Annotated in this window: 7 protein-coding genes; 1 reads left to right on the forward strand and 6 read right to left on the reverse strand. The window is 74.6% G+C overall.

Annotated features, from left to right (window positions below; genetic code table 11):
- Positions 1 to 78: 78 nt before the first annotated feature.
- The 5 genes from ACFV0G_RS14970 to argC are packed head-to-tail and all read right to left on the reverse strand — an operon-like array spanning position 79 to position 5012.
- A complete protein-coding gene (locus tag ACFV0G_RS14970; protein WP_380546636.1) occupies positions 79 to 627 on the reverse strand; it encodes an arginine repressor in 549 nt (182 codons plus the stop codon).
- 24 nt (positions 628 to 651) lie between these two features.
- Positions 652 to 1854, reverse strand: coding sequence for an acetylornithine transaminase (locus tag ACFV0G_RS14975; protein ID WP_380546638.1), 1203 nt, complete (start codon positions 1852 to 1854; stop codon positions 652 to 654).
- The gene (gene argB / locus ACFV0G_RS14980; protein WP_380546640.1) at positions 1851 to 2783 is read right to left on the reverse strand and encodes an acetylglutamate kinase; all 933 of its coding nucleotides are present in this window, start codon (positions 2781 to 2783) and stop codon (positions 1851 to 1853) included. The genes ACFV0G_RS14975 and argB overlap by 4 nt, the downstream gene beginning before the upstream one ends.
- 19 nt (positions 2784 to 2802) lie before the next feature.
- Complete coding sequence (gene argJ, locus ACFV0G_RS14985) at positions 2803 to 3957, reverse strand: bifunctional glutamate N-acetyltransferase/amino-acid acetyltransferase ArgJ (RefSeq protein WP_380546673.1); 1155 nt, start codon at positions 3955 to 3957, stop codon at positions 2803 to 2805.
- A gap of 26 nt (positions 3958 to 3983) precedes the next feature.
- The gene (argC, locus tag ACFV0G_RS14990; RefSeq protein WP_380546642.1) at positions 3984 to 5012 is read right to left on the reverse strand and encodes an N-acetyl-gamma-glutamyl-phosphate reductase; all 1029 of its coding nucleotides are present in this window, start codon (positions 5010 to 5012) and stop codon (positions 3984 to 3986) included.
- Positions 5013 to 5391: 379 nt separating this feature from the next.
- Here argC and ACFV0G_RS14995 point away from each other — a divergent pair, with 379 nt between their 5' ends.
- Positions 5392 to 6615: a beta-ketoacyl-[acyl-carrier-protein] synthase family protein gene (locus ACFV0G_RS14995; RefSeq protein ID WP_380546644.1), complete on the forward strand. Its 1224-nt coding sequence runs from the start codon at positions 5392 to 5394 to the stop codon at positions 6613 to 6615.
- Positions 6616 to 6691: 76 nt separating this feature from the next.
- Here ACFV0G_RS14995 and ACFV0G_RS15000 read toward each other — a convergent pair whose 3' ends face one another.
- Positions 6692 to 7165, reverse strand: a complete 474-nt coding sequence (locus ACFV0G_RS15000) for a hypothetical protein (protein WP_380546646.1) — start codon at positions 7163 to 7165, stop codon at positions 6692 to 6694.
- Positions 7166 to 7304: the final 139 nt, after the last annotated feature.

Raw genomic sequence — 7304 nt, forward strand, 5'->3', positions numbered from 1 at the left:
CTCCCCCGCCGCCCCGCGGGCGGGGCGGGGGGGGCGGGCGCGCGCGCGGGGGGCGGTACGGCGGTGGAACGGCGGCGGCTACTGGGCCTTGGCCTGGGCCAGCTGCATCAGGTGGTCGGCGAGCGCCTGGCCGCCGGACGGGTCACGGCTGATCAGCAGCACGGTGTCGTCGCCGGCGATGGTGCCGATGATCTCGTACACCTCGGCGGCGTCGATCGCGGACGCCAGGAACTGCGCCGCCCCGGGCGGGGTGCGCAGCACCACGAGGTTCCCGGAGGCGGTGGCGGACACCATGAGCTCGCCCGCCAGCCGGGCCATCCTGGCCTCGCTGGCGGACTCCCCCATCGGGGCGCGCGGGGTGCGGTCGCCGCCCTCGGCCGGGACGGCGTAGATGAGCGCGCCGTCCCGGTTGCGGATCTTCACCGCACCCAGCTCGTCCAGGTCCCGCGAGAGGGTGGCCTGGGTGACCACGAGACCGTCGTCGGCGAGCAGCTTCGCCAGCTGGCTCTGCGAGCGGACGGGCTGACGGGTCAGCAGGTCCACGATCCGCCGGTGGCGCGCGGTGCGGGTCTGCGGGACCTGCGGCGACGGGCCGGCGGCGGACTGGTCGGACTGGGGTGCGGTCATGCTGATGATTCTCCCGGACTCCGCTCAGGTGTTCGCGTCGGGGGCGCTCTCGCCGGCGGCGCGGAGGATGCCCGGAAGTGCGGCCACGAACGCGTCCGCCTGCTGCTCGGTGAGCACCAGCGGCGGCACCAGCCGGACGGCGTCCGGCACGGCGGCGTTCACCAGGAAGCCGGCCTGCTGCACCGCCGCCTGGACCTTCGCCGCGACCGGCGCGGTGAGCACGATACCGAGCAGCAGCCCGGCGCCCCGGACGTGGCTCACCAGCGGGTCGCCGATCGCCTCGATGCCGTGCCGCAGCCGCTCGCCGACCTTGCGGGCGTGGTCGAGCAGGCCTTCGGCCTCGATGGTCTCCAGCACCGCCAGGCCGGCGGCCGCGACCACCGGGTTGCCGCCGAAGGTGGTGCCGTGCTGGCCCGGGTGGAGCAGGCCGGCGGCGTCGCCGAAGGCGACCACGGCGCCGATCGGCAGGCCGCCGCCGAGGCCCTTGGCGAGGGTCACGATGTCCGGCTCGACGCCCTCGTACGCCTGGTGGGCGAACCAGTGGCCGGTGCGGCCGACGCCGGTCTGGATCTCGTCCAGGACGAGCAGGGTGCCGGTGGCGCGGGTGATCTCGCGAGCGGCCCGCAGGTAGCCGTCGGGCAGCGGGATCGCGCCGTTCTCGCCCTGGATCGGCTCCAGGAAGACGGCGGCGGTCTCGGTGGTGACGGCGGCCCGCAGCGCCTCGACGTCGCCGAACGGCACGTACGTGACGTCGCCGGGCAGCGGCTTGAACGGCTCCTGCTTGGCCGGCTGGGCGGTGAGCGCGAGCGCGCCCATCGTCCGGCCGTGGAAGGCGCCCTGGAGGGAGACCAGGTGGGTGCGGCCGGTCAGCCGGCTGATCTTGAACGCGGCCTCGTTGGCCTCCGTGCCGGAGTTGCAGAAGAACACCCGGCCCTCGCGGCCGAAGAGCTCCAGCAGCTTCTCGGCGAGCCGGACGGTCGGCTCGGCCATGAACAGGTTGGAGACGTGGCCGAGGGTGGAGATCTGCCGGGTGACCGCCTCGACGATCGCCGGGTGGGCCGTGCCGAGCGCGTTGACCGCGATGCCGCCGACCAGGTCCAGGTACTCGTTGCCGTCGGTGTCCCAGACCAGGGCGCCCGCGCCGCGCGCCAGCGGGAGGCGCGGGGTGCCGTAGTTGTCCATCAGCGCGTGCTGCCACCGCTGCGTGATCTCGGAGTTGGTACTCATGCCAGTCCCCCCAGTACGGTCGGCTCGTCGTCCGGCACGACCATGGTGCCGACGCCCTCGTCGGTGAAGATCTCCAGCAGCAGGCTGTGCTGCACCCGCCCGTCCAGCACGCGGGCGGTGCCCACGCCGGAGCGGACGGCCCGCAGGCAGCCCTCCATCTTGGGGAGCATGCCGCTCGCCAGGGTGGGCAGCATCTCCTCCAGCTCGGAGGCGGTGAGCTGGCTGATCACGTCGTCGGAGTCCGGCCAGTCCTTGTAGAGGCCCTCGACGTCGGTCAGCACGACCAGCATCTCCGCGCCGAGCGCGACCGCGAGGGCGGCCGCGGCGGTGTCGGCGTTGATGTTGTAGACGTGGCCGTCGGCGCCGCGGGCGATCGAGGAGATCACCGGGATGCGGCCGTCGCCGATGAGCGCCTTCACGGCGCCGGCCTCGATGTTGACGATGTCGCCGACCAGGCCGATGTCGACCTGCTCGCCGTCCACCACCGCGTACCGCTTGACCGCGGTCATGGTGTGCGCGTCCTCGCCGGTCATGCCGACCGCGAACGGGCCGTGCCCGTTGAGCAGGCCGACCAGCTCGCGCTGGACCTGCCCGGCGAGCACCATCCGGACGACGTCCATGGTCTCCGGGGTGGTGACCCGCAGGCCCGCGGTGAACGAGGACTCCAGGCCGAGCCTGTCGAGCTGGGCGCTGATCTGCGGGCCGCCGCCGTGCACGACCACCGGGTTCAGGCCGGCGTAGCGCAGGAAGACCACGTCCTGGGCGAAGGCGGCCTTGAGGTCCTCGTCCACCATGGCGTTGCCGCCGAACTTGATGACGATGGTCTTGCCGTGGAAGCGCTCCAGCCACGGGAGCGCCTCGATGAGGGTGCGGGCCTTGGGCAGCGCTGCGTTGCTGCGGGCCTGTTCGCCCTTGGGTGCGATCTTCACGGTCTCTTGTCCCCCGGGATCAGGTCGAGTAGGCACTGTTCTCGTGCACGTAGTCGGCGGTGAGGTCGTTGGTCCACACCGTCGCCGCGGCCTCGCCGGCGTGCAGGTCCGCGGTGATGACGACCTCGCGGCCGGCCATGTCGACCAGGTCGCGGTCCTCGCCGACGCTGCCGCCGCGGCAGACCCAGACCCCGTTGATGGCCACGTCGAGCGCGTCCGGGTCGAAGGCGGCGGAGGTGGTGCCGATGGCGGCCAGCACCCGGCCCCAGTTCGGGTCCTCGCCGTGGATGGCGCACTTGAGCAGGTTGTTCCGGGCGATGGTGCGGGCGACCTCGACGGCCTCGTCCTCGGTCGCGGCGCCGGTGACGTCGATCCGGATGTCCTTGGACGCGCCCTCGGCGTCGCCGATCAGCTGCCGGGCGAGGTCGGCGCAGACGGTGCGCACGGCCTCGGCGAACTCGGCCCCGTCCGGGGTCGTGCCCGAGGCGCCGGAGGCGAGCAGCAGCACGGTGTCGTTGGTGGACATGCAGCCGTCGGAGTCGACCCGGTCGAAGGTGGTGCGGGTGGCGCCGCGCAGCGCCGCGTCCAGTGCCGCGCTCTCCACGGCGGCGTCGGTGGTGACCACGACCAGCATGGTGGCCAGGCCCGGGGCGAGCATGCCCGCGCCCTTGGCCATGCCGCCGACCGTCCACCCGGCCGGGCTGGTGACCTGCGCGGTCTTGTGCACCGTGTCGGTGGTCTTGATGGCGATCGCGGCCGCGCGGCCGCCGTCCTCGCTGAGCGCCTTGGCGGCCTGCTCGACGCCGGGCAGCAGGATGTCCATCGGCAGCCGGACGCCGATCAGACCGGTGGAGCAGACCGCGACGTCGATCGCGCCGACGTTCAGCTCGGCGGCGACCTTCTCGGCAGTGGCGTGGGTGTCCTGGAAGCCCTCGGGCCCGGTGCAGGCGTTGGCGCCGCCGGAGTTGAGGACGACCGCGGCCAGCGTGCCGGTCTTCAGCACCTGCTCGGACCAGAGCACCGGTGCGGCCTTGACCCGGTTGGAGGTGAAGACGCCGGCGGCGGCGTACGCGGGGCCGTCGTTGACGACCAGGGCGAGGTCCGGGGTGCCGGAGGCCTTGATGCCCGCGGTGACGCCGGCCGCGCGGAAGCCCTTCGCCGCCGTGACGCCGATGTTCTGACCGTCGGTGGGCTTGTCACTCACGGTGCGACTCCGTTCAGCGGGAGACCGAGCTCCTCGGGCAGGCCGAGGGCGATGTTCATGGACTGCACCGCGCCGCCGGCGGTGCCCTTGACCAGGTTGTCGATCGCGCTGATCGCGATGACCCGGCCGGCGTGCTCGTCCAGGGCGACCTGGACCAGCGCGGCGTTGGAGCCGTAGACCGAACTGGTCTGCGGCCACTGCCCCTCGGGCAGCAGGCGGACGAACGGCTCGCCCGCGAAGGCCTCCTGGTACGCGGCGCGCAGCGAGGCCGCGGTGGTGCCGGGCCGGGCCTTGGCCGAGCAGGTGGCGAGGATGCCGCGCGGCATCGGCGCCAGGGTGGGCGTGAAGGAGACGGTGACCGGCTCGCCGGCGACCGGCGAGAGGTTCTGCGACATCTCCGGCGTGTGCCGGTGCCCGCCGCCGACCCCGTACGGGCTCATCGAGCCCATCACCTCGCTGCCCAGCAGGTGCGGCTTGACGGCCTTGCCCGCGCCGGAGGTGCCGGAGGCCGCGACGACCACCGCCTCCGGGTCGACCAGCCGTGCGGCGTACGCCGGGAAGAGCGCGAGCGAGACGGCGGTCGGGTAGCAGCCGGGCACGGCGATCCGCCGGGTGCCCTTCAGCGCGGCCCGGTGGCCGGGCAGTTCGGGCAGGCCGTAGGGCCAGGTGCCGGCGTGCGCGGAGCCGTAGAAGCGCTCCCAGTCGGCCGGGTCCTTGAGCCGGAAGTCGGCGCCGCAGTCGACCACCAGCACGTCGTCGCCGAGCGCCTCGGCGACCGCGGCGGACTGTCCGTGCGGCAGGCCCAGGAAGACGATGTCGTGGCCGGCCAGCACCTCGGGCGTGGTCGGCTCCAGGACGCGGTCCGCCAGCGGCAGCAGGTGCGGCTGCAGGGTGCCGAACACCGCGCCGGCGTTGGAGCCGCCGGTCAGGGCGCCGATCTCGACCTCCGGGTGCGAGAGCAGCAGGCGCAGCACCTCACCGCCCGCATACCCGCTCGCTCCGGCGACGGCGACTCGCAATGCCATGGCGTCTCTCCTCCTCGACTCGGCATGAATATACGCAGCACGGAACATTCATGCAAGGAGCTTCCGGATGAACACCGCGCACGGGCCCCGCATCGCCCGTACACCTGTCCGAGCTGCGGCGATCCACCGCGGCGGCCACCCTGCCGTCCGGTTCCACTATGCCCCCCACGGGCCCGGCATCCACCCGCCGCCGGGCCGTCCGCGCCACCCGCCGCAACCTCTGCGGATTGTGGAAATCCAACAGAGTCCCGTGCTCCGACTCCGTGGCCGACACCACCTGATCGACCGTCACCCTGCTGCAAGAGTGGCAACAGGGCCGGGATCGGCCTACGGCGAGCCGCGACACCACTTGTCGCACTCTCACAAAGGAGGTTCACCGATGAACGCTGCCACCGACGCCGTGGCGGTCACCGGGCTCGGCGCGACCACGCCGCTCGGCGGGGACGCCGCGTCGACCTGGTCGGCGATGCTGGCCGGCCGGTCCGGGATCGGGCCGATCACCGAGGAGTGGGCGGCCGGGCTGCCCGTACGGATCGCGGGCCGGCTGGCGGTCGAGCCGGCGGAGATCCTCGACCGAGTACTGGCCCGCCGGACGGACCGGTGCCAGCAGGTGGCCCTGGTGGCCGCCCGCGAGGCGTGGGCCGACGCCGGCGCACCGCAGGTCGACCCGGAGCGCCTCGCCGTGGTGATCGGCACCGGCACCGGCGGCGCGCTGACCATGCTGGGCCAGGACGACGTCCTGGAGGAGTCCGGAGTGCGCCGCGTCTCCCCGCACACCGTGCCGATGCTGATGGCCAACGGCCCCGCTGCCCGGGTCAGCATCGACCTCGGCGCCCGCGGCGGCGCGCACACCCCGGTCAGTGCCTGCGCCTCCGGCGCGGAGGCGATCGCCCTCGGGCTGGACCTGATCCGGCTCGGCCGGGCCGACGTGGTGGTGGCCGGCGGCGCGGAGGCCTGCATCTGCCCGCTGCCGCTGGCGGGCTTCGCGCAGGCGAGGGCGCACTCGACCCGCAACGGCGAGCCGGACCGGGCCTCCCGCCCGTTCGACCGGGACCGGGACGGCTTCGTGATCGGCGAGGGCGCGGCCGTCGTCGTCCTGGAACGGGCCGGCTTCGCCGCCGCGCGCCCGGCCCGCGCGCACGCGTTCCTCGCCGGGGCCGCCGTCACCGCCGACGCGCACCACATCACGGCGGCGCACCCGGAGGGCCAGGTCCGCGCCATGCGGCTGGCCCTCGCCCGGGCCGGCCTCGGCCCACTGGACGTCGACCTCGTGCACGCGCACGCCACCTCGACCCCGCTCGGGGACCTGGCGGAGGCCGAGTCGATCGCCGCGGCCATCGGCACCCGTCCGGCGGTCACCGCGACCAAGTCGATGACCGGCCATCTCTTCGGGGCGGCGGGGGCGGTCGGTGCGCTCGCCGCGGTCCTCGCCCTGCGGGACGGCATCGTCCCGGCGACCGCCAACCTCGACGTCCTCGACCCGGCGGTGCCGCTCGACGTGGTCGCCGGCCGCCCCCGGCGGGGCGCCCTCTCCGCGGCCGTCGCCAACGCCTTCGGCTTCGGCGGCCACAACGCCTCGCTGGTGTTCACCGCCGCACCCTGAGCCGGGTCGGCACGCCGCCGGCCCCGCCGGCCGCCGTGGGGGTGGCGGCCGCCGGGGCCGGTGGGCACGCGCGGGCTCAGGCCACGGGTCGGGGCCGGACGTCCTCGGGCGCCCGCAGCCCCGTGATGGTGGCGGTCGGCGAGAGCGTGGGCAGGATCGGCACCCATGCGTTGTTGCACACCAGGTTGGCGGGCATGCCACCCGCCTCGTTGCAGCTGGTCTCGTACAGCGCGCCGCTCGTGGTCACGGTCCTCACGAACAGGTCGTTGCCGTGGTCCGCCACCGCGACCCCGCACACCGAGGTGCCCGGGTAGCCGGTGTTGCCGGACAGGTCCACCCAGTACGCCTGGGACGGCGGTGCCGGGTCGAGCCTCTGCCGGCCGAAGAAGATGTGCCCGCCGCGCACGACTCCCTGGTCCTCGCGGTGCCCGCCCTCGCCGCCACCGCCGCCGCCGCGGGAGGCCGCACCGGTGCCGGCAGCCCTGCCGTCGGCACGCCGGTCGCAGCACTCGTTGCCACCGCCGCCGTTCGGCCCGGCGGCCGTGCGCATCTCGTCGCAGTGGCCGGGCTCGTGGCCGCGGACCGGGCCGCGGGGCGGGGGGGGGGGCCCCGCGCGCGCGGGGGGCGGGGCGCGGCTCACAGCGCCCCCCCCGGAACCTCTGACTGGCCGAGCGCGGCGGCGGACGCCG

The sequence above is a fragment of the Kitasatospora sp. NPDC059571 genome, assembly GCF_042735675.1.
Lineage (GTDB): Bacteria > Actinomycetota > Actinomycetes > Streptomycetales > Streptomycetaceae > Kitasatospora.